26 protein-coding genes are annotated in these 22,568 nt (G+C 36.3%); 12 read left to right on the plus strand and 14 right to left on the minus strand.

All coding sequences use genetic code 11. The features are described from left to right. The first annotated feature begins 94 nt into the window (after positions 1-94). Together OPU68_RS14385 and bamG are read left to right on the plus strand one after the other, a co-directional pair. Positions 95-1,486, plus strand: a complete 1,392-nt coding sequence (locus tag OPU68_RS14385; protein ID WP_498474657.1) for a DUF4270 family protein — start codon at positions 95-97, stop codon at positions 1,484-1,486. Between the two features lie 29 nt (positions 1,487-1,515). Then, entirely contained in the window at positions 1,516-2,727 is a 1,212-nt protein-coding gene (gene bamG, locus OPU68_RS14390) for a BamG family beta-barrel-assembly machinery protein (protein ID WP_498474658.1), read from the plus strand. A 112-nt stretch (positions 2,728-2,839) separates the two neighbouring features. Here the strand turns inward: bamG and OPU68_RS14395 are convergent, their stop codons facing one another. From OPU68_RS14395 to OPU68_RS14435, 9 genes are all read right to left on the minus strand, one after another. Further along, positions 2,840-3,790, minus strand: coding sequence for a transporter (locus tag OPU68_RS14395; protein WP_498474659.1), 951 nt, complete (start codon positions 3,788-3,790; stop codon positions 2,840-2,842). Beyond that, on the minus strand, positions 3,790-4,866 hold the full coding sequence (locus tag OPU68_RS14400; RefSeq protein WP_498474660.1) for a cytochrome-c peroxidase: 1,077 nt from the start codon (positions 4,864-4,866) through the stop codon (positions 3,790-3,792). The genes OPU68_RS14395 and OPU68_RS14400 overlap by 1 nt, the downstream gene beginning before the upstream one ends. Continuing rightward, positions 4,859-5,686 (minus strand): MbnP family protein, encoded by an 828-nt coding sequence (locus OPU68_RS14405; RefSeq protein WP_498474661.1) that lies wholly within the window; start codon positions 5,684-5,686, stop codon positions 4,859-4,861. The genes OPU68_RS14400 and OPU68_RS14405 overlap by 8 nt, the downstream gene beginning before the upstream one ends. 438 nt (positions 5,687-6,124) lie before the next feature. Further along, on the minus strand, positions 6,125-6,493 hold the full coding sequence (locus OPU68_RS14410) for a hypothetical protein (protein ID WP_498474662.1): 369 nt from the start codon (positions 6,491-6,493) through the stop codon (positions 6,125-6,127). 7 nt (positions 6,494-6,500) lie between these two features. Beyond that, positions 6,501-7,169: a superoxide dismutase gene (locus tag OPU68_RS14415; protein ID WP_498474663.1), complete on the minus strand. Its 669-nt coding sequence runs from the start codon at positions 7,167-7,169 to the stop codon at positions 6,501-6,503. A gap of 24 nt (positions 7,170-7,193) precedes the next feature. Further along, entirely contained in the window at positions 7,194-7,880 is a 687-nt protein-coding gene (locus tag OPU68_RS14420) for an SCO family protein (protein WP_498474664.1), read from the minus strand. Beyond that, on the minus strand, positions 7,870-8,145 hold the full coding sequence (locus tag OPU68_RS14425; RefSeq protein ID WP_498474665.1) for a YHS domain-containing protein: 276 nt from the start codon (positions 8,143-8,145) through the stop codon (positions 7,870-7,872). The genes OPU68_RS14420 and OPU68_RS14425 overlap by 11 nt, the downstream gene beginning before the upstream one ends. A gap of 67 nt (positions 8,146-8,212) precedes the next feature. Continuing rightward, positions 8,213-8,581, minus strand: a complete 369-nt coding sequence (locus OPU68_RS14430) for a hypothetical protein (RefSeq protein ID WP_498474666.1) — start codon at positions 8,579-8,581, stop codon at positions 8,213-8,215. A 158-nt stretch (positions 8,582-8,739) separates the two neighbouring features. Continuing rightward, positions 8,740-8,910, minus strand: coding sequence for a lmo0937 family membrane protein (locus OPU68_RS14435; RefSeq protein ID WP_498474667.1), 171 nt, complete (start codon positions 8,908-8,910; stop codon positions 8,740-8,742). Positions 8,911-9,081: 171 nt separating this feature from the next. On the opposite strand from OPU68_RS14435, the gene OPU68_RS14440 reads away from it, so the two are divergent. Then, on the plus strand, positions 9,082-10,074 hold the full coding sequence (locus tag OPU68_RS14440) for an SDR family oxidoreductase (RefSeq protein WP_498474668.1): 993 nt from the start codon (positions 9,082-9,084) through the stop codon (positions 10,072-10,074). A 13-nt stretch (positions 10,075-10,087) separates the two neighbouring features. Here the strand turns inward: OPU68_RS14440 and OPU68_RS14445 are convergent, their stop codons facing one another. The 3 genes from OPU68_RS14445 to OPU68_RS14455 form a co-directional block, all read right to left on the minus strand. After that, a complete protein-coding gene (locus OPU68_RS14445; RefSeq protein ID WP_034969772.1) occupies positions 10,088-10,798 on the minus strand; it encodes a cell division ATP-binding protein FtsE in 711 nt (236 codons plus the stop codon). A 136-nt stretch (positions 10,799-10,934) separates the two neighbouring features. Beyond that, positions 10,935-11,093, minus strand: a complete 159-nt coding sequence (gene rpmH, locus OPU68_RS14450; RefSeq protein ID WP_007843334.1) for a 50S ribosomal protein L34 — start codon at positions 11,091-11,093, stop codon at positions 10,935-10,937. A gap of 158 nt (positions 11,094-11,251) precedes the next feature. After that, the gene (locus OPU68_RS14455; protein WP_498474669.1) at positions 11,252-11,377 is read right to left on the minus strand and encodes a hypothetical protein; all 126 of its coding nucleotides are present in this window, start codon (positions 11,375-11,377) and stop codon (positions 11,252-11,254) included. 101 nt (positions 11,378-11,478) lie between these two features. Between OPU68_RS14455 and OPU68_RS14460 the strand changes: the two genes are divergently transcribed. Together OPU68_RS14460 and OPU68_RS14465 are read left to right on the plus strand one after the other, a co-directional pair. Next, entirely contained in the window at positions 11,479-11,820 is a 342-nt protein-coding gene (locus OPU68_RS14460; protein ID WP_498474670.1) for a cupin domain-containing protein, read from the plus strand. 3 nt (positions 11,821-11,823) lie between these two features. Continuing rightward, the gene (locus tag OPU68_RS14465) at positions 11,824-13,083 is read left to right on the plus strand and encodes a 3-deoxy-D-manno-octulosonic acid transferase (RefSeq protein ID WP_498474671.1); all 1,260 of its coding nucleotides are present in this window, start codon (positions 11,824-11,826) and stop codon (positions 13,081-13,083) included. 101 nt (positions 13,084-13,184) lie between these two features. On the opposite strand, the gene OPU68_RS14470 is transcribed toward OPU68_RS14465, so the two are convergent. Continuing rightward, on the minus strand, positions 13,185-13,811 hold the full coding sequence (locus OPU68_RS14470) for a deoxyuridine 5'-triphosphate nucleotidohydrolase (RefSeq protein ID WP_498474672.1): 627 nt from the start codon (positions 13,809-13,811) through the stop codon (positions 13,185-13,187). Further along, a complete protein-coding gene (locus tag OPU68_RS14475) occupies positions 13,811-14,563 on the minus strand; it encodes a glycosyltransferase family 2 protein (protein ID WP_498474792.1) in 753 nt (250 codons plus the stop codon). Before OPU68_RS14475 ends, OPU68_RS14470 begins: the two co-directional genes overlap by 1 nt. 614 nt (positions 14,564-15,177) lie before the next feature. On the opposite strand from OPU68_RS14475, the gene OPU68_RS14480 reads away from it, so the two are divergent. From OPU68_RS14480 to OPU68_RS14510, 7 genes are all read left to right on the plus strand, one after another. After that, complete coding sequence (locus OPU68_RS14480; protein ID WP_498474673.1) at positions 15,178-18,162, plus strand: leucine--tRNA ligase; 2,985 nt, start codon at positions 15,178-15,180, stop codon at positions 18,160-18,162. A gap of 294 nt (positions 18,163-18,456) precedes the next feature. Then, positions 18,457-19,320, plus strand: coding sequence for a MotA/TolQ/ExbB proton channel family protein (locus OPU68_RS14485; RefSeq protein WP_498474674.1), 864 nt, complete (start codon positions 18,457-18,459; stop codon positions 19,318-19,320). 87 nt (positions 19,321-19,407) lie between these two features. Further along, positions 19,408-20,013 (plus strand): ExbD/TolR family protein, encoded by a 606-nt coding sequence (locus OPU68_RS14490; protein ID WP_498474675.1) that lies wholly within the window; start codon positions 19,408-19,410, stop codon positions 20,011-20,013. A gap of 12 nt (positions 20,014-20,025) precedes the next feature. Beyond that, on the plus strand, positions 20,026-20,565 hold the full coding sequence (locus tag OPU68_RS14495) for an ExbD/TolR family protein (RefSeq protein ID WP_498474676.1): 540 nt from the start codon (positions 20,026-20,028) through the stop codon (positions 20,563-20,565). Between the two features lie 33 nt (positions 20,566-20,598). Further along, entirely contained in the window at positions 20,599-21,420 is an 822-nt protein-coding gene (locus tag OPU68_RS14500; RefSeq protein ID WP_498474677.1) for an energy transducer TonB, read from the plus strand. Positions 21,421-21,492: 72 nt separating this feature from the next. Continuing rightward, positions 21,493-21,678, plus strand: a complete 186-nt coding sequence (locus OPU68_RS14505) for a C4-dicarboxylate ABC transporter (RefSeq protein WP_498474678.1) — start codon at positions 21,493-21,495, stop codon at positions 21,676-21,678. A 1-nt stretch (position 21,679) separates the two neighbouring features. After that, positions 21,680-22,552 (plus strand): PstS family phosphate ABC transporter substrate-binding protein, encoded by an 873-nt coding sequence (locus tag OPU68_RS14510; RefSeq protein WP_498474679.1) that lies wholly within the window; start codon positions 21,680-21,682, stop codon positions 22,550-22,552. Positions 22,553-22,568: the final 16 nt, after the last annotated feature.

Below are 22,568 nucleotides of genomic sequence, written 5' to 3' on the forward strand. Positions count from 1 at the left end.
CTGATTGTTTCGATACTTTGACATTAATTCTTTAAAACCGAATCGGTCTACATAAAAGGCTGAATTGTCGAAAACTAAAGGCTAAAGGAAGAAAATGTTTTACCTCTACCATTCTCACAGCGTATGTTTACAGAAAAAAATGTACAAATATGTATTGTTGTGTGTTGCGGTTCTCCTTTTATTTTCCTGCGAAAGAGAAAGCAACACCTATGAAGTAGGAAATTCCTTGATGTCTTCCCAATCCAAAGTTGTAATGGTAGACACACTCACACTGAAGATGTCCACCATCATGAAGGATTCTGTGACCACATCTGGAAAAAGCGCCATATTAGTAGGGAATATTAAGGATCACACATTTGGAAAGGTAAATTCGACATCAATGTTTGAGCTTACTCCTACAAATTATTCTTTGGCTGCTACAACCAATGTGGTTTTTGATTCTATCGTAATGTATCTCACCAATACAGATTTTTATTATGGCGATACACTGAAGACTTTCAAGCTGGATGTTCATCCGATGATCGACAGGATCAAACTCAACAGCAATGGTTATCTTTACAATAACAGCGATCGGAAATACTCATCTACTTCTATCGGGAGTGCAGAGTTTCTTCCCAGACCGAATACAGACAGTAGTTTTGTAAAAGTAAAATTAGATCAATCTTACGGTCTTAATATCTTTAATCTTCTTAAGAGCAAAGATGCAACGAGTCAGGAATATTTTCTTAATTTTTTTAAAGGTCTCGCATTGGTTCCATCTGATGACAATAATGCAATGCTACGTTTTGGGATCAGTTCTTCTTATGAGGCTCAGATTAGCAATGCTACAAAAGAAAAAGTATCAAATACTGTCCGGATGTATTACCACACAACTTCTGTAAACGGAACGGAAGAAGTAAAATATACGCTGGATCTGAATCCAAGTACAGGCTATCAATACAACAAAATCAAAAGTGATTTCACAGGCTCCGATCTTGCTGGTCTCACGCCAACAAATCCAATTGAATCTAAAAATATAGGAAACCGATCTTATCTGATGGCAGGAATTGGCGTTTACACAAAAGTCGAAATCCCTTATCTGAAATCTCTGAAGAATCTTTATACCAATTATAAAATCATCAGTGCAGATCTTGCGGTAAGTCCGGTGGCAGGCTATTATTCCAAATCATTTTATAACCCAACGCCGCTTTACTATTACGCAGGAGACAAGAAAAATAATATTACATCCACTTTTTTGGAATCAGACGGAACAACGGAGATACAAGTCAGCCTGTCAGCTGATAGCGAGTTTCAAAGTGATTACAGATACAATTTTAATATGTTGAATTACGTCAATACCATCCTGGCGGAGACCTCTACCTCCAATTATAATATTTTGCTTTATCCTTCATCGTATGCCGATGTCTTATCGGGAAAAGCAGTTCTTGGAGATCAGAAAAATGCAACAAATCCGGCTAAGCTCAGACTTTACCTTTTAGGTTATTAATTCAGAATTATATGTATCAGAAAATCAAAATGATAATAGTTTTTGCAGTCATTTTCACGCAGAAATTAGCAGCGCAGGATTCTTCTCCATATTCTTATTTCGGAATTGGAACTTTCAATAATGTCGATAATGCCAGAAATATTTCTTTAGGGAATACGGGGATTGCTCTCCAGTCTCCGGATTATATTAATTCTAAAAATCCAGCGGCCATTACAACTATTGGAATGCACAATGTCATCTACGATGTTGGCGGAACTTTGAAGTACGACAATATCTCCAGCAATCAGGGATCGGACAAGCGGATCAACGGAAATTTCACCAACCTCGGTTTGGCAATGAGGATTTCCAATAAGGTTTCCATTGGCGCAAGCGTTCAGCCTACAACTTCCTCAGATTATAAATTTGTTTCTACCATTCCAATCGAAGGGACCTCCGGCACATATCCAATAACTTATGAAGGAAGCGGCGGAATTACAAACCTTGGTGTCACTGCAGGTTATAAGATTAATAACAATTGGAGTGTTGGCGGAAAAGTGAAAAATAACTTCGGGACCATCAGCAGGGTAGAAACAATCACTACGAATTCTGAACTGGAAATCAGCAGGAATATACGCTACACAGGATTCAGTTACGGTCTGGGAACACAGTTTAATAAATATTTTGCAAAAGAAAGACTCCAGTTGACTTTAGGCGCAATAGCCAATTTCAAAAGCAATCTGAATGCGAAAGGAGAAACAGTCTATTCAGAGAATAAAGATTACACAAATAGCATCACGACAAAGCTTTCTTCCAAAGATTCTACGTTGCCGTTGGAAATGGGAATTGGGATCAGTGTTTTGAAGAATGACAGATATCGCTTCAGTTTTGATTACACACAAAGCCAATGGAATGAAGTCAAAAACACGATGACTAATGAGAAATATTACAAACAAAATGTCTACGGTTTAGGCTTCGAACTTCTTCCGGAAAGCAAAAATCCAAAGAATGTTGGAGAAGCTTTGATTTATCGATTTGGTCTTAATTATGATACAGGATATTATAAAGTTAATAATCGGGAAATCAACAAATTGGAAGCAACCGTTGGTGTTGGCGTTCCGATGAACAAAATAGTTTTGAACATTGGTTACGGCTACGGAAAACGCGGTGCCTTTAGCAATATTGCCATCAAAGAGAATTATCATATGCTCAATATCAGCATAGATTTTCTGGATAAATGGTTTGCAAAACGATACATCAATTAATTTATATTTTTTTTAAAGGAGGCACTTTTTATAAGCGCCTCCTTTTTTATTTAATGATTAAAATCTGCCAAATCTGCTCAATCAGCGAGAATATTTTGTTTTTAACGAATGGTCATATTCCAAAATTTACAAACATTCCAAACCTCGATTTAGCTTCAATATCTCCGCTTGCAAGATTTGTGTAAGCAGGCAACATTATTTCACTTCCGATGCTCCATTTTTTATAGGAAGCTTCGAAACCGATTTTTCCGTAAAGTGCGCTTCCGGCAGTTCTCGGCATCACTTCGCCAAACTGTTTGTTCCAGTCGTAAACTTCGCCTTGCAATCCTAATTTTCCTGAAATAATACTGTTTTCATTTCGCCAAATCCTTTGAAATCCAGTCATCGCATAATTCCATTGATTTCCGAATTGATAATGTTTCTTATTTTCTGTTTTGATGGTATAATCTGTATTGATGAGCAACGCGAAAAGGTTTTTCTGAAATTTATAATTAAGTGCCAGCTGATAATCCCAGCTTCCTGTTCCCAACTGAAAACTTGGATTCACGCCCGAAATTCCTTTCCCATCAAATTTCCCAATCGGAATTTTCACGCCGATACCACCATTCAGTTGATGAAACGTATTTTTAGAATTAAGGATTTGATAAATGCCCATCAAATTAGCATCACCAATTCCATTGATTCTAATGTCACCCTGCAAAGTCTTTTTCTCGTGAAACTGAAACGGAAGACTTCCATAAACACTCAGTTTCTCGGTAATCGGAATCTTTCCCCATATTTGAATGGTATTGAAATATTGGTCTTGAGTCAACTCATTCGTGAAGAGATTTTCTTTCGCTTTATAATGTTGCGAAAAATATTTAATGCCGATGAATTGCGGATTCAATAGAGATTCGAAGCCGGAAGAACCATTTCCTGCTGAGCAACCACAAGCATCACAAAAGAATTCCTGAGTCTTCAAAAGATTCTGAGTGTCATATTTTGGAATGTAAAGGCTATCTTTTTTCGTTGCTAAAATTGAAATATTTAGGATTGAAAATAGAATTAAAATAAACTTCTTCATTATTCTGCAAATTTTTTGTTTTTGATGAAATTCTGGTCTGTCAAAGTTTTCAGAAAAGCGATGATGTATTGTTTTTCCAAGTTTGTCATTGCAATTCCGATGTGACCGTTTTGTTTTAAAATTGGGTCGAGGTTTGGTTGGTTTTCAACATTGTCCGAATAGAAATTGAGAACGGCTTCCAAAGAATAAAATCGGCCGTCGTGCATATAAGGTGCCGTCAATTCTACATTTCTCAAGCTCGGAACCCGGAATTTCATATTGTCATTCCAATCCAAAGTCACACGATATCTTCCGCGGTCATCGTACTGTGAATTGTAATAAATTCCTGTGTTCCGGTAACTTTCATCCGTGAATAATTCACCTGAATGACAGCTTGAACATTTGTTTTGAAATAAAGTTTTTCCCTGAGATTCTTCAATCGTGAAACTCGCTTTTCCATTTTTGACCTGGTCGTATTTGGAATTTGCAGAAATCATTGTGACCATAAATTGCGATAAAGCTTTCAGGATTCTTTCGCCATTAATATTCTCATCGCCAAAAGCCGATTTGAACATTTTTTTATAATTCACATCTGCACTCAATTTCGAAATCACTTCCGGAATCGAGCTGTCCATTTCAAAATCTGTCGTGATTGGAACTAATGAACGCTCATCCAGATTATGACTCACGCCGTCCCAAGTATAATTTTTAAGCCAGGCCATATTTTGAATCGCGGGCGCATTTCGCATTCCCAATTTATCATCGATGCCGTGACTTACCGGATGTCCGTGATGCGTGAAAGCATATTCCTGAATGTGACAGAATCCACAGGAAATCGTATTGTTTCGTGATAATTTTCCTTCATAAAATAATTTCTTTCCCAACGCAACGCCGTTAACTGTAACCGGATTTTTATCTGTATCAAAAGCCAAAGCCGGAAAATATGTTGGGATTTCCAGATTGTAAGCTTTGTCTTCCTCGAAAACTTCACCTTCAATTTCGCTGGAACAAGACGTTAAAAGTCCTGAAGTGAAAACAAGAAAAATCCAGAGAGAACGCAATCGTCCCCTCTGGAATTGTTGAAATGGATTAATCATTATGAACGTGATCAACTTTGAACATTTGGATTAAGTTGTTGCTCACGCTCAAAAGATGCGGACTGCTTCCCATTGCCATATTATTTTCGGAATTCAAAGTTAAAGCTGTTTTTCCGCTTAAATATTGATTGAAGTCTGCCAAAATATGAATCGATGGTGTGATTTCTTTGCTGACTCTCGCCATTGTTGGCAAGTCTAAAACAACTTCTCTGTAAAGATTTGCCGTTCCGTTAGCTGTCGTGTCGCTCATATTTCCGGTGTGATTCATAAATTCTGTGTCGGCTGAAGTTGTACCGTATTTTCCTTCGAGCTTTGCGAAAATGTAGCCGGCTGACCACGACCAAGCCATTCCTTCTTGTTTTGCTTTTTCCCAGAAAATGCCTTGTCCATCTTGCCCAATCAAATAAGCCGTTGGACTGATTCCCAATCCGAGTTTGATTTTCTTGTAGTTTCCTTTTGGGATTTCTGTGAGGTTGGCGTAGACAATTCCACCTTTTGCTTCGGCTTGGCTGATGATGAAGGCGCCTTTGTCGGGATTGTTGTAATTGTATTTGAACTCGTTGCCGTTTTCATCGATGAGTGAAATATTGCTGATGACATATTTCAACGTGGAGAATTGGTGTTTTTGTCCGTTCGACGAGGTTTGCGTTGTTTGATTTAAAACAATATCGCCTAAATTATTAAATCCGTTTTCGAATTTGATTTGGATATTTCCTGGTTCTGTGTTTTGAACATCATCATTGTCGTTGTTGGAACAAGATGAAATGGTTATTAGTGTGAAGGCAATAAGGAGTAATGATAAAAATTTATAGATTTTCATATGATTTTTTTATGGTTGTCCGATAAAAAATATAAACAAATTGAAGAACTCAATGTTTATAAGATAAATTAACAGTTCGCTCCTATGGAGCTTTGTTTTGGGGACTTCTTTTTTTCTACTAACAGTACGTCCCGATTGGACTTTGCAAAGCTTCGTTAGAAGCGAACTGTTAATAGTAAATAGATATCGATAGAATTAAAGCTCTAGAAGAGTGATCTGATAATTGTATTTTAAGTTTATCTGACAATAATGATTTTTTTAGTTGAAACGTTGATTTATGATGTATCCCGCGATAGGGATGGTAGCGGATATCCTTTTTGTCTTTTGAGCAAACATTGTTTTATAGACTCAATGTGATAAGACAAAAAGATAGTAGTGGACAGCCCGACCCGAGGTGCTGGATTAGCGTCGGAGAGGGAATCGCCCAAATTAATATGTTCAACTAAAAATTGGAGGTCTGAAAATGTGTTTCAGAAAGAGGAATGTGTAACCTGTTTTATACGTGAAAGCCAGGTTTGGGAGGGAGAAATTGTTCTCTATTGAGGCTTTGAAAATCTCAGTCGGAATGTAAAAGTCCAATACTTTTTGGACTTGATTTTTACCTTTGGAAAGTGGCGAAGAATCGGATTCGCTGGATTTTGCCAGTTCTTTTCCGAGGTAGCATTTTCCGTTGCAATGGAGTTCCGGTCGCGCTTTGTTGACGCAGAGAACCTGGATTTGATTATAATTTACAACATATTCCGCCAGTGGAAATGCAGGTTTGCACACCAAATAAAGGATGAGGAATATGTTGCAAATTAATTTCATTAATGAATTATTTTGTAGCTTCTTCGAAACGTTTGCTCACTTCTTTCCAGTTGGCAACGTTCCAGAATGCGGTCAAATAATCGGCTCTTTTGTTTTGATATTTCAGGTAATACGCGTGTTCCCAAACATCGATTCCTAAGATTGGCGTTCCTTTGACTTCGGCAATATCCATCAATGGATTGTCCTGATTTCCGCTGGAAGTTACGGCTAATTTTTTGTCAACCGTCACGACCAACCAAGCCCAACCAGAACCGAAACGGTCTGCACCGGCTTTGCTCATTTTTTCTTTCAAAGCTTCTAAACTCCCGAAAGAATCGTTGATAGCTTTTGCCAATTTTGCAGAAGGCTGTGTGTTTTTCTCAGGCGTCAAAACAGTCCAGAACAATTCGTGGTTGTAATGTCCGCCAGCATTGTTTCTAACTGCTGGACTTTCTTTGGAAATGTGGGAAAGAATTTTGGTAATGCTTTCTTTTTCCAAAGGTGTTCCGGCGATGGCTTTGTTCAGGTTGGAAACGTAAGCTGCTGCGTGTTTTGTGTAATGAATTTCCATTGTCTGCGCATCAACATAAGGTTCTAATGCGTTATAAGCATACGGAAGCGGCGTTTGTTTGAATTGTGCCATTGCAAAAGTGGCTGCAGAAAGCGCACTTGCCAGGAATATTTTCTTGATTTTCATAATAATTTTGATTTAGATTAATATTTATTGTTTTAATAATTTCTGAATGTCTTCTATCAATTTTTCACGGTCGGGATGATATTTTCCGACAAGTGAAGTTGTTTTACCTTCTTTATCTTCATAATTCAAGCCAGAGTAGTATAAAATCGGACTGTTATTCTCATCAAATCTGGAACGGAGATTTCCTTTCTGGTCTACGAGTGCAATCATTCCGCTGTGATTAAGGCTTTCCGCTTTGTCTTCCTTATCGCCGACATATATGTTGAACTGGTCTGCTAAGTTATCAATGAAATCTCGGTTTCCTGTTAGGAAATGCCAGTTAGGCGATTTGGTTCCAAGCATTCTGGCGTGGTTTTTCAAAACTTCCGGCGTATCATTTGTCGGGTCGATGCTGATTGAGATGATTCCAAAATTTTTATCATTGATGGTTTCCTCGATATATTTCATATTGGAATTCATCACGGGACAAATCGTCGGACATTTGCTGTAAAAAAACTCCACCAGATAGACTTTTCCAAGCATATCTTTGTTGCTGATTTTTTTGCTGTTTTGGTCTGTAAGTTCAAAATCTGGAACTTTCATTACCGTGAAAAGACTCTTTTTAAAATAACTCATTCCGGCACCAATCGTTACAAAAATCAAAGCCAAAACAATAATCGGAATGATGATTTTGCTTTTGGGATTTTGCTTTGTTTTTTTGTTATTTGGCATTTTGCGCATATTTCTCAGGATTCTTTTTGAATTCAGTTTTACAGTGGTCACTGCAAAAACCGTACTTTTTTCCTTTGTAGTCTGCTGTATCTTTCAGAAAGTCTGCAGTTTTCATTTTGCAAACGGGATCTTCTGAGTTGACGACTTTGATATTTTTGAGGTCAGCAGCAGGTTTCATCTTGGAAACGTGTTTTACCTTTGGTGTTTCCTGAGCGCAGGAAAATGCAGATACAGAAAGGAGTATCATTAAAATGAATATTTTCATTAGTGTTGATTTTAATTTTAATAAAATTTAAAAATTACTCTTCTAGCAGAGAATTATCGTATTAAAATCAAACCAACGGCGGATGAAAAATATTTGAGAATAAATTGAATTTATAAGAAAAATTAAGTTCAGAATTAAAATTTGAACTTTGAGAATAATCATTAATTATTTTAATGAATGCGAAGTTTTCATTAATGATAAAAGTATCGGTAAAACCGGAAATGCTGATTCGGGAATCATTCTTGGACTGGTCTGTTGAGGTCTTTGCAATTTCTTTTTTAAGATAACATTTTCCGTTACACAAAAGCTGAGGTTTGCTTCTGTTCTCGCAAAGATTCTTGGTGATGAAATCATAATTTACCGCATAATCCACCAACGGCATCAGCGGACGTAATGCGAATGTTAAAATAATTATAAGGGTAAATATGCTTTTCAAGGATTAATATTAATACAAATATAAAGCTTTATATTTTGTCTGGTCAATGATTAAAATCAGAACTTATATTAAGATTAAGGCAATAAAAAACCCACAAAAAGTGGGTTTTAAGTTTTTTCATTTACAGAAGAGAATTCTGTAATGTAATTGGTATTGATTTAATCAAGCGGTCTTCTGCCTGAAATTAGATTGTAAAGAACTACAATAATTGCGATTACTAATAAAACGTGTACCAAATATCCTGTACTCATTCCTGGCACAACGCCTAACATTCCTAATAGCCAGATCACGATACAAATCACTGCTACTAACCATAATAGATTTCTCATAATTTTAAATTTTGTTTATTTTCATTTCACTATACACATACTGTGCCTTTTTTGAATTTATTATATTTCTAATAATAATTATTTATAGCAAATCCAATCATAATTATATTGGTATTAGAATTGAATGGTAAGATGTTAAGTACTAATTTTAAAAATCATTAAATCTCAAATATGGACTCTAATCATAATTTAACAAGAAGTTTAGCCGGCAAAACAGTAGTCATAACAGGGGGAAGTAGTGGAGTTGGTAGAGCGACAGCTGAGGCTTTTGCTTTGGAAGGGTGTAATGTCGTAATTGCTGCGAGAGGAAAAGAGGCACTGGATGAAACTGTAAGTCTTTGTCGGGATTTGGGTGCAATAGCCCTTGGAATTCCCACTGATGTTTCAGTTGCAGAAGACGTTCAAAAATTAGCTGAAGAAGCTTTGCAATTCAATGGACGAATTGATATTTGGGTGAATAACGCCGGTGTGATGTCGAGCGGAAAATTCGAGGAAATCCCAATGGAAATCAATGAGCAGGTTATCAAAACTAATCTTTTCGGTTATATGCACGGTGCTTACAGTGTTATTCCGATTTTCAAAAAACAAGAGGAAGGAATCCTTATCAATAATGTTTCAATTGGCGGCTTTATGCCTGCACCATATAGCGCAGTTTATTCCTCAACAAAATTCGGAATCCGTGGAATGATGGAAGGTTTGCAAGGGGAAATTTCAGATTTCGCCAATGTTCATATTTGTAATTTATTTCCTCAAATTCAAAGATCGACAGGAAATGCACATTCAGCAAAATTCTCGGGCTTGGATTTCAAAGTACCGCCATTTGCAGCAGATCCAAGAGATACAGCCTCAAAAATAGTAGATCTGGCAAAAAATCCAAGGAAAGGTTTGTTCCCCGATGTCCAGTCTTTGATCATCAAAAATCTGTATGGTATATTTCCAAAGACAATTATGAACACCGCATCAGCAGGAATGCGAATGATGATGAAAATAAAAAAAGCAGATCCTACACCTGGTAATATTATGTGGCCATCACCAAAACCACATAGAATATATGGAGAAACGAGTTTGCCAGTTCCTACACGCAAAACTAAATTGGCTTTGCTAGCCGGAATCGGATTGGGATTGTCTTATATGATAATAAAATCGAGGTCTAATAAAAATTAGACCTCGATTTTTTTTATTCAAAAAGTTCCGCCGTATCCAAAACAGAAACCTGTCCGTTCTCGCAACGAATCGCTTCACCAGGATAATTCTGAATCATATGATAATCGTGCGTCGCCATCACAACAGCGCAATGGTTTTCCTCCGCAAGGTTCTTCAGAAGCGTCATAATATCGTTTGAAGTCTCTGGGTCAAGATTCCCAGTCGGCTCATCCGCAAGGATTAATTCTGGATGATTCAGAAGCGCTCTGGCAATCGCAGCACGCTGTTGTTCACCTCCGGAAAGTTGATGTGGCATTTTGTGCTTTTTGGTTTTCATTCCAACACTGGACAGAACTTCATCAATTCTTGCTTCCATTTTCAATTTGTCTTTCCAGCCAGTAGCTTGTAAAACAAAAAGAAGATTTTTCTCAATATTTCTGTCCGGCAAAAGCTGAAAATCCTGGAAAACGATTCCCAATTTTCTTCTCAGGTTTGGAACTTCAGATTGCTTCAATTTCTTCAAATCGAAACCGGCAACCTGTCCGCTTCCACCTTGTAGAGGCAATTGTCCGTAAAGCACTTTCAAAAGAGAGCTCTTTCCAGAGCCAGTTTTTCCGATAAGGTAGCAGAATTTTCCTTTCTTGATATGAAGGTCAACATCATTCAGGACTGTGAAGTTTTTCTGAACAATCTTTGCGTTGCTCAAATCTATAATATCTACTCCCGGGTCGTTTCTGTGCGGCATAATTTCAAGTTGAAGGTTGTGAAAATCAAAAATAGCAAAAACTTATTTTTTGGCTATACTTTTGGGAAATTTTAACAACAAAAAATGTCTGAAACAACGTTCAGACACTTTTTGTATATGATAATTTTTGAAGAAATTATCTCTTAGCGCGAGATGCACTAACAGTTAAGCTCTTTCTGCCTTTCGCTCTTCTAGCTGCCAACACTCTTCTTCCGTTTGGTGTAGACATTCTTTCACGGAAACCGTGTTTGTTTCTTCTTTTTCTCTCAGATGGTTGGAATGTTCTTTTACTCATCACTAATATATTTAGTTCGTAATTACTATTAAATTTTCAGATTGCAAATATACAGCTTTTATTTTGCTCCACAAGTATTTGAAAACTTTTTTACAATAATTTTCAACAAGTTAGAATTTGGCAGATTTCAATTAATGAGAATGACGATTTGGGCAGCTTTATCCGCCTTCCGTTCCCGCTTTTTTGCCAAGCCTTTCCCAATCCAAAAAAGAGATCCACTCAAGTCGGGCTGCGGGTTTCAACTTCGAATCAACATTCGACATAGAAACACAATATTTTGTCATTCTGAAAGAATCTATACTGTTGAGATTCTTTCAGAATGACAAAAATACGTATTAGTAATTTCTAATTTTTAAATTTGTCTAAATCAAAAAACAAACACTGGATGAATTCAAAAGAAAATTCCGAGCATTACATTTGGGGAAACAATTGTGACAGCTGGGTTTTATTGAACTCAGAAAACCTTTCTGTAAAACAGGAAATGATGCCTCCAAAAACAAAAGAACAATTACATTTTCATAAAAACGCACAACAATTCTTCTTTATTCTCAAAGGAAAAGCAAAATTTCACAAAGACGGAAATATTTTTGAAGTGTCTGAAAATTCGGGGTTTCACATTTTGCCAAATCAAATTCATCTGATAGAAAATGATACAGAAAATGATTTGGAATTCTTGGTCATATCCAATCCTTCCACAAATAATGATAGATTTGCAGTAGAAAAATAAAAGATGAAATCTCTATACAATCTTTTCGTCCGCCTGATGATTTTCGGGATGAAGGTCTTTTCAATCGTCAATTCCAAAACCAAAAAAGGAATCCGAGGCAGGAAACAATCTGTGGAAATCGTGCGAAATGCTTTTATTCCCGAGGATAAAGTGCTTTGGATGCACGCGTCCAGCTTAGGCGAGTACGAGCAAGGTCTGCCAGTTCTCGAAAAACTAAAAGAACAATTCCCGGATAATAAAGTTTTAATCACATTCTTCTCGCCATCTGGTTACGAAAATGTGAAGAAGAAAAAACATATAGCGGATGCGATTTGTTATTTGCCTTTCGATAAAAAGAAGGACGTTCAGGAATTTGTCTCCAGCTTCGATTGTCAGATTTTCTTCACCGTAAAATACGATTATTGGTACAATCTGCTAAACGAACTGAAAAATAGAAGGACAAAAATCTACGTCATTTCGGCTTTATTTTACGAACATCAAATCTTTTTTGAAAACTACGGAAAATGGTTTGCGAAACAATTGAAAAATAACATCGATTGGTTTTTTCATCAAACAATTAAATCTTCGGCTTTGGCAAAAAATATTGGATTGACAAATTCCTCAGTTTCCGGTGACACAAGATTTGACCGCGTGAAACAATTTTTGGACAGAGACAATCATCTGGATTTCATAGAAGATTTCAAAGACAGTCAGAAATTGATTGTTTTTGGAAGTTCGTGGCAAACCGAGGAAGATATCGCCCAACTTTTGGTCAAAAAACTTCCCGAAATCAAGTTTGCCATCGCACCTCACGATTTGCAACGTGTTCCACATTTGTTAAAATTATTTCCAAATGCGATTCTTTACAGTTCACTTTCCAATTCTCAAACGCTTCAAACTTCGAATTATCAAATTTTAATCATCGACAGCATCGGGAAACTTTCCAAATTGTATTCTTATGCAGATTTGGCGGTTGTTGGCGGTGGATTTCATTCGGCTGGATTGCACAATATTCTGGAAGCGGCGGTTTATTCTGTTCCCGTAATTTTCGGAAATCAATATCAGAAAAATCCGGAGGCAGATGATTTGGTTACAGCAAAAGGCGGGAAGCATTTTGACGATTTTGTGACTGCGGCCGCATTCATCGAGGAAGTGATGAAAAAAGATTTGTCAGCCGAAGAAGGCATAGTTTCCTACCTCAAAGAAATGTCGAAAAATGCAGGGGATTTTGTGAAGTCTCAGCCAAATTCTACGGAGATTATTTTGAGGAAAATTATGTCTTAAACACAAGGTTCACAAAGTTTTTGTACAAGGCTCGCTATTTTGATTCTAAAAAGCTTAATTGTGTTCCTTGTGGAAAGCTTGGTGTCTTTGTGGTTAAAAGATTACCTCAAAAATCCTTCACTCTTAATTCCTTTCACAATCAATTCAAAATGGTCAGGAATATTCTCACATTTCAGCCAATTGAAATCTAAGCCGTTGTTGGTGCAAAGTTTCTGAAAATAAATATTCCCATCGATTTTCTCATTCAGATTTTCCAAGAATTCATCGATTTCCATCCAGTAATCTTCATCCAGTTTTTTGGTTAAGGTCAAGGCTTTGAAGATTTTATTGATGAGATAAATGTAAAGTTTGTAAACGTTGTCAAATCTTTGAGTTCCAAGTTTCTCGTTGTATTCCAAGATTTCATTGATTAAAAATAAATTCAAAGAAACATCACCGAATTTGTCCGTCGTGATTTTCACGTGCTCTGTGATTTCCGCACTTATTTTCCTGATGAGGACAAGGAAATATTTTTGATTCGCAATGTATTTTGAAGCCAACGAAACTTTCTCACGGATGTTTTCTTCCATCGCATCTCGTTTTTCATCAACCTTTTCAAGGTCAATTAATTCGAAATAGAGTTTCTTGGAAAGCAATTTGTCTTTCTTCAACAATCGGAAAATCAATTTGTCTTTTTCGGCCGGCAAAAACTCGCTCAAAGCCTGCTTGAATTCTTTTGAATATTCCATTAATTGAAGATTTTTGAATATTTGATAAAACCGTTAAACGCCCAATTCGCCGTGTAATACAACGATTTTACAGTCGAGAATTTCATATAATCTTTGTAAACTAAATATTGGTCTTTCATAATATTCGTTTTTTTACGGGAAACGCTGTTTGGCAACATTCTGTATTTTGATAAGGTTTTTTTCAAAGGTTTTCCTTGCGGTATTTTTTTCAAAAGTTCCAGCCACATTACGTGGTCTTCTCGTTTTGTACCTTCCGGAAAGTAGAATTTCCCCACTCTTTTGGAATCATACATCGACGCCAATAAAGACAATCTGCAGGTTTTCAAAAGATTATTAAAATTAACAATTGTGTCCGCTTCGAAATCACCAATTGTAGGATTCAGATTTTCGTCGCAACGTGAATAAGTTGAATAGGCTAATTCTGCATTTTCAGATTTCATAAAGCTAACCATTTCTTCGAGGAAATTCGGTTCCCAAAAATCATCAGCGTCCAAAAAAGTGATAAATCTTCCGGTAGAATTTTCCAAAGAGATATTCCTTGCGTGACCCGCACCGCCATTTTTCTCCGCTTTGAAAACTTTGATTCTCGGGTCGTTTTGCCTTTGTAGGATTTCTACAGAATTGTCAGTCGAGCAATCATCAGTAATCAGCCATTCCCAATCCTGAAAAGTTTGATTGAGGACAGAAGCAATGGTTTCATCCAGATATTTTGAAGAATTGTAACTCGGTGTGATGATTGAGATTTCCGGCACTTGCGATTTTTTACAAAGATAAATAATTTGCATTGCCTGTGAAATTCCGCAACTAACTGAATTTTGGATTTAAATTGGTTATGAGAGATTGAACTCCTACGGAGCTCTGATGTATGGTAGTATATTATCTTACTACAAACATTTTGCTCCTACGGAGTAAATATTTCCTTACTCATTAAACTTGAGGATTTTATATTAAACAATGCTTTAGTTCAATCTGTATTATGTAGTCTTAATAAATGTATGCTCCAGAGGAGCGAGATGTTTGTAGAAATTTAGAGTAAAATGGCATTGAGCTCCGTAGAAGCGATACTTTTCTACACATCATTTATATGCAAAAATGATTTCTTTCGGAATTAAATTTTCATTCTTACAACAACTGTTGATTCGAAGATTGAATCTGCGCCCCGGCCTGAGTGGAGCTCTTTTTATTTTTTTTGCTTTGGCAAAGGCTTGGAAAAAATAAAAAAGTGGGAACGGAGGACGGATAAAGGCGCCCAAATAATTATTATTGTTGAAAGTGAACGTAAAAATTTAAAATTGTCTATTTATTCCAAAATCTTAACTTTGTGAATCTTAAAAAAATTATTCATTACTAATTCTTACTTTATAGAATGTTTTACGACCATCAGCAGATAGAAAAAAAGTGGCAGAAATACTGGGAAGACAACCAAACTTACAAGACTTCCGACTCAACCGACAAACCGAAATTCTACGTCCTCGATATGTTTCCGTACCCATCCGGAGCTGGACTTCACGTGGGTCATCCGCTGGGATATATCGCGTCGGATATCTATGCGAGATTCAAAAGGCATCAGGGTTTTAATGTTTTGCATCCGGTTGGTTATGACAGTTTTGGACTTCCTGCTGAGCAATATGCGATTCAGACCGGAACGCATCCGGCGATTACAACTGAGCAAAATATTACGAGATACGAAGAGCAATTAAGAAAAATTGGTTTTTCATTTGACTGGAGCAGGGAAGTGAGAACTTCGGACGCTTCTTATTATAAATGGACACAGTGGATTTTCATTCAGTTGTTTCATTCTTGGTACAATAAAGATACGGACAAGGCGGAATCTATCGAAACCTTAATCAAACATTTTGAGGAAAAAGGAACGGAAGGTTTGAATGCCAATCAAAATGAGGAATTAGCTTTCACTTCAGAAGAATGGAAAAATAAAACTGAAATTGAAAAAGAAGAAATATTATTAAATTACCGTCTCGCTTTCCGTGCGGAAACAACTGTAAACTGGTGTCCGGCATTGGGAACTGTTTTAGCGAACGACGAAATAAAAGACGGAAAATCCGAAAGAGGTGGTTATCCAGTTTTTCAAAAGAAAATGATGCAGTGGAGTATGAGGATTTCTGCTTACTCGGAAAGATTGTTGCAAGGGTTGAAAACTTTGGACTGGCCACAACCGTTGAAAGACGCTCAGGAATATTGGATTGGGAAATCTCAGGGTGCGCAGGTAAGATTCGCAACTGAAAATGGAGAAACCATTGAAGTTTTCACCACAAGACCTGACACTATTTTCGGAGCAACCTTTATGGTTTTGGCGCCGGAAAATCCTTTGGTTCAGAATTTAACAACTCCGGAACAAAAAGCTGAGGTTGACCAATATATAGAAGAAACTTCCAAAAAAACAGAACGTGATAGAATGGCTGACGTGAAAAACGTGAGTGGTGCGTTCACGGGAAGTTACGCTATCAATCCGTTTACTGGGAAGAATATTCCGGTTTATATTTCGGATTATGTGTTGATGGGTTACGGAACTGGCGCTGTGATGGCGGTTCCTGCGCACGATGAGCGCGACCATAGATTTGCGAAGAAATTCAATTTGGAAATCATCAAGGTTGTAGAATCTGATGTGGATGTTCAGGAAGAAGCGTACGATTCTAAGGATTCGGTTTGCGTGAATTCTGATTTTCTAAATGGTCTAAATTACAATGATGCGAAAGCAAGAATAATTACTGAAATCGAAAACAAAGGAATCGGTCACGGCACAACGAATTACAGACAGCGTGATGCGATTTTCTCAAGACAAAGATATTGGGGAGAACCTGTTCCTATATATTATAAGGATGGAATGCCTTACACTTTGCCAAATTCCGCTTTGCCTTTGGAACTTCCTGAAGTTGAAAAATATCTACCGACAGAAGACGGCGACCCGCCACTAGGAAATGCAAAAACATTTGCTTGGGACGAGGCGAATCAGAAAGTGGTTGATACAGATTTGATTGATGATAAGTCAGTTTTCCCATTAGAATTATCAACAATGCCAGGTTGGGCAGGAAGTTCTTGGTATTTCCTTAGATATATGGATCCAAATGATGACGAAGTTTTTGCTAAAAAAGAACTGACCGATTATTGGGGACAAGTGGATTTGTATATCGGAGGAAGCGAGCACGCAACAGGACATTTGTTATATTCCCGTTTTTGGAATATGTTTTTGAAAGACAGAGGATATATTGAGCAAAACGAGCCTTTCCAAAAGTTGATTAATCAAGGGATGATTTTGGGGATGAGTGCGTTTGTAAATGAAATCAAGTTTGATGGTAAAATTTCAATAGGGAATATAAATCTTACAGGACTTAATGAGGAGGATTTTGTAATTGATGATGGAGTTGTATATTTAAGTAAAGGATTTGAAAAAGAATCAGAAGAAGAATTAAAAAAGGTTGTTGAACATTATATTATTGAAAAGTTTTGTTCTGCAAGAGGGATAATTTATTCTGAAAATGATAAGTTCATTTTTGATTGTTTTGAAATAAGAAAAATTCACGTCGATGTCTCTTTATTAAAAGGAACAACCGACGAATTAGATACTGAAGCTTTTAAAACTTGGAGGCCAGATTATGCGGATGCAGAATTTATTCTGGAAGATGGAAAATATATCACAGACCGTGAAGTCGAAAAAATGTCCAAATCAAAATACAATGTCGTCAATCCAGATGATATTTGTAATGAATATGGAGCCGATGGACTAAGATTATATGAAATGTTCCTTGGTCCATTAGAACAATCCAAACCTTGGAACACGCAAGGTCTTAGCGGCGTTTACGGTTTCCTGAAGAAATTCTGGAACTTGTATTTCAACGGTGATACTTTTGAAGTTTCTGATGAAGAGCCAACGAAAGCGGAATTCAAGATTCTCCATACATTAATCAAGAAAGTGCTTTTTGATATTGAGAATTTTTCTTTCAATACTTCGGTGTCATCATTTATGATAGCAGTCAATGAGTTACAGAAATTAAAATGTAATAAAAGAGCGATTCTTGAGCCATTAGCAATAATAATTTCGCCTTATGCGCCACACATCTGCGAAGAGGTATGGAATTTGCTGGGAAATAACTCGTCTATCGAATTCGAGAAGTTTCCAATTCTTGATGAAATTTATCTTGTAGAAGATGAGATAGATTACCCTGTAAGTTTTAACGGAAAGATGAAATTCAAGATAAAATTGGCCGCTAACCTTGGAAAAGATGAGGTGGAGAGAATTATTTTGGAAAATGAGGATGCAAAAAGACACTTGGATGGAAAAACGGTTAAGAATTTCATCTTTGTTCCCAAGAAAATCATTAATATTGTCTCATAAGTAAGCAATGAAAAGGGGGATTTTAAAAATTTAACAAAAATTTATTATATATTACTTTGGTTATTATTAAATCAATTAAAATAAAAATAAAGCTTAAATTTTATGTTTATTTTCTATTGATTGGAAGAATTGATAATAAATTCATAAAATATCAGTTTAATTTTAATAATATATGAATGCGGTCTCGATTGCATTGTCAAAAAAAACAAAAAGTAAGATTATTTAGTTTGCATTTTTAAATAATTTGACTTTATTTTACAAAATAAAATTTAACAATTATAATTTAGTTTTAATATGGAAATGAATGTTTCAAACACGGATGAGCAAGTGATTGCTAAGAAAAAAGGAGGTCTTAATCCTGCGGTAATTATTCCTATTTTATTATTAATAGGTATTGCCATTTATTTATTTGTTTGTGGTAACCCATCAAACTTTACTGCTGATCCACGTATTGATGGTGTGCCTTCTGTTGCTTTCGCAGATATCGAAAGTAAGGAATTGCATCCTCATGGTCTGGGAATGGTATATATGGGAGGATTTATCGTTCCTATCCTTATTACATTCATGATCACAGTGATTGTTTTTGCTATCGAGAGAGCATTTGTTTTAAGCAAAGCAGCTGGAAATGGTAGCGTTGATAATTTTGTTTTGAAAATTAGAAGTTTGCTAAACCAAAACAAAGTTGACGAAGCTTTAGAAGAGTGTGACAGACAACAGGGATCTGTAGGTAATGTTGTAAAAGAAGGTCTTACGACTTACAAAGCATTAGCTAAAGATACTACACTGGACAAAGAACAAAAAATGGCTGCGCTTACAAAAGCAATCGAAGAAGCTACTACGCTTGAAATGCCAATGTTGGAGAAAAACATGATGATCCTTTCTACACTAGGTACAGTTGCAACTTTGGTAGCACTACTTGGAACGGTAATCGGGATGATCAGAGCATTTGCTGCCTTAGGTGGTGGAGGTGGAACTCCTGATGCTGCTGCATTATCAATCGGTATCTCCGAGGCTTTGATGAATACAGCTTTAGGTATTGGTACTTCTGCAATCGCAATTATCCTTTATAACTTCTTTACGTCTAAAATTGACGGATTGACTTACAAGATCGATGAGATCTCTATGAGCATCCAACAGTCTTTTGCTGAATTTCACTAAGAAATTCTTACAAGACAAATTTTCGAAAATATAATTTTAAACTATATTTTCAAATTCATAAATTAGTTAACAAAGACATTTATAATAATGGCGAGAATTAAACCAAAAAGACATGGAGTAGTTACGGACATGACCGCAATGTGTGATGTTGCGTTCCTACTACTTACATTCTTTATATTAACCACACAGTTCAAGAAACCGGATGTGGAGTCAATAAAACCGCCTTCTTCTATATCAGAGAAATTACTTCCTGATGCAAGTCTTATGACGATAAATGTTACACCAGCTGGTACATTCTATTTCCAACCTGTAGAAAACGGGACAGAAAGAATTCAGCTTCTTGATAAAATGGCTGCGAAGTACAGACTTCCTGCATTTTCAAATCAGGAAAAAGTAGCATTTACAAAAGTACAGGCGATAGGAGTACCAATTGGACAGCTTAAAAGTTATTTGAATCTTCCAGAAGATAAACAAAAATCTTTCAAAGCCAAAGAAGGTATTCCAATGGATAGTACAAACAAACAATTAATCGATTGGGTACAGCAGAGTTTAGCCGTTAATCCTAACTATAAGTTAGCAATTAAAGGAGATGTAACTACAAAGTATCCAAAAGTAAAAGGTTTGTTTGAAGGTTTAAGAGATATTGATTTTCTTAAATTCTGGTTGATCACATCACAAGAAAAATCTAATTAATTCTATTTAGAAATGGCAGAAGTTCAAGTAAAAGACGAAGGCGGGAAAGGCGGCAAGGTCCGTTCGAAGAAGCAGAACACCCGCGTAGATATGACGCCCATGGTAGATTTAGGTTTTCTTTTGATTACATTCTTTATGTTTACCACAACCTTTAGTAAACCTAATGTAATGGATCTTGGTCTTCCGGCAAAACCGAAGGAAAACCAGAAACCACCAGATACAGAGATCAAATTGAATAATTCAATTTCACTTATCATTGGTAAAGACAATAAGATATTCTATCATCAGCAGGATCAGGCTGGTCTTAATGATCAGACACTTATTGAGACTAACTTTGATAGAGAAGGGATTACGAAAGTAATAGAGAGAGCAAAAGCCGGAGCATCTGATAAAGAAAAATTTACAGTAATTATCAAGCCGACGGACGATGCAGTATATAAAAACTTTGTAGATATTCTTGATGAGATGGCTATTACCAAAAACGAAAGATATGGGGTTACCGATATCAAACCTTGGGAAGAGGCTATTTACAAAAAGAAAGTAGGAGAATAATCCTCTACAAGTAACATATTTAATAATATAAAAATGGCAGAAGATAATTTGAAATATAATCCAACTCTTGATGAGATTGTATTTGAAAATAGAAATAAAGAGTATGGAGCTTATGACCTAAGATCTGCATATTCCAGGATGCTTACTAAGTCTTTTTTGATTGGAACAGCTTTTTTTCTTCTTCTTGCAGTTTCCCCGCTTATTTATCTTAAGATTCAGCAAATGAATGCTGCAGATAAAGTGGAGGTAGATGCAAACTTAGTTGAAATTTTAGAAGACGAACCGATTATAGAGCAACCAAAAGAAGAAGAACCACCTCCACCACCTCCACCAAAAGAAGAGGAAAAACAGGAAGTAATTCAGAATGTTGTTCCGGAACCTAAGAAGGCTCCAAAGATTGAAACTCCACCGCCGCCAATTACAAAACAATTGGAGACGACAACAGGATTGAATAATCAGGAAGGTGTAAAGACTCCGGTTTATGCACCACCTCCACCACCTGTAACAGGTAAAGGAGTTGCAGCAGAAGTAAAACCTGTAACTAATGAGGTTTATGAATCTGTAGATCAAAATGCAGAATTCCCTGGAGGAACTAACTCTTTTAGAACCAAGTTCAGTAACAATTTTGATTCTGGAAGTTTGGAAGGAGAAGGTACTTTGAAAACTGAAATTACATTCGTTGTTGAGAAAGATGGGTCTTTGACTCAAGTAAAAGCAACCGGTCCTAACTCAGATTTCAACAGAGAAGCTGAATCTACAGTAAAAGGTATCAAAACAAAATGGACTCCAGGTAAAGTTAATGGACAGCCTGTAAGATCTAGATTTAGATTCCCGGTTACAATGAATTTCCAATAAGGATTTAATTTGTAACATATTATATAAAAGAGAAGTTATTACAACTTCTCTTTTTTTTATTAAATTTGTGATATGTTTAATTGGCTTTCTTTGATAACCGGACTTTTCTACATTGTTTTAGGAATTGTCGTTATCGTATATAAATTCTTCATCGTCATTTTAGAACCTAATGTGGCTTATCCGTTAGGTGGATTATTAATAGCTTATGGTATTTTCCGTATTGTAAGGGCTATTATGTCACTTAAAAATAATAATTAAAATGAAAAAAATCCTTTTTCTATTTATAGCAGCTTTTGCTATTGCTTTCTCGTGTTCCAAAGAAAAGCCAAAAGAAATTGATACTCCCAGCAAAGGAGAAATAACAATCGAGACAGATGAATCGTTCAAGAGTGTTATAGAAGCTTTAGCAGAAAGATATACCGCTCTCAATCCGGATACAAAAATCAATGTTGTCATCAAGAAAGAAGATCTTGGATTATTGGATCTGCTGGACAGAAAAGCAAGAGTTGTCGTGATGTCCAGAGAACTTTCTACGAAAGAAAAAGAAGCTTACGACAAAAAAATAGATTTGCCTTGGCTCCCGGGGAAATTTGCGGCAGATGCTGTTCTATTTGTAGTTCCAAAGGATTCTCCCTTAGAATCAATTTCGATGGAAGAGATTTATAGTGAATTGAATTCGGATAAAAAAAGATTAATTTTTGACGGAACCAACTCCAGTAATCTTAATTTCATTGCACAAAAATTTAAAAAGGATCCGTCAGAATTAAAATTTTCTATCATTAATGGTAATGAAAATGTAGCTGAACAGCTTAAAAATTATCCTGATAAGATCGGCGTTATAAGTTATAATACGATTAGCAGACCATTCGGAACGGAAGCAGAAAAGCTTAGAAGCGAGTTGAAGGTCCTTAAAGTAGTCAAGAATAATAAAATCTATGACGTTTCCAACGAAAATTTGAAGGATATGACGTATCCATTTACCAGAGTTTTGTATTTCCTTTCAAATGAGGCATACTACGGTTTGGGGAATGGTTTCATTAGGTTTTCTTGCCAGCAACTGGGTCAGATCGTTGTTGAAAAAGAAGGTCTTCAGCCTTACAATATTTTCAAGAGAGAAGTTCGCATGAAATAATTGAATTTTTAATATA

Source organism: Chryseobacterium sp. TB1-D10 (assembly GCF_059803555.1).